The organism is Janthinobacterium sp. FT14W, from assembly GCF_009208755.1.
GTDB lineage: Bacteria > Pseudomonadota > Gammaproteobacteria > Burkholderiales > Burkholderiaceae_D > Janthinobacterium > Janthinobacterium violaceinigrum.
The window spans coordinates 1-277 of sequence record NZ_WFLL01000159.1; the positions used below are offsets into that span (position 1 = coordinate 1).

General features: G+C 49.5%; 1 rRNA gene. It reads left to right on the plus strand.

The window, feature by feature from the left end:
* Window positions 1-193: 193 nt before the first annotated feature.
* Window positions 194-277 (plus strand): 5S ribosomal RNA (rrf, locus tag GCN74_RS28430); the annotation flags it as partial.

The following is a 277-nucleotide window of genomic DNA, read 5'->3' on the forward strand; positions in this document are numbered from 1 at the left end:
TGGAAGTGCAGTAATGCATTAAGCTAACCAGTACTAATTGCCCGTACGGCTTGTCCCTATAACCTTAGCAGGTACAGAGGATAAGACGGTACAACGTTGCGTGTGTGTTGATACCATTCATTACCCCAGTCTTTGCTTCTTCCGGATTCAGGCCTTGTCGTCCCACAGGAGACAAACGCCAGTACAAGTTATGCCTGATGACCATAGCAAGTTGGTCCCACCCCTTCCCATCCCGAACAGGACCGTGAAACAACTTTGCGCCGATGATAGTGCTGCA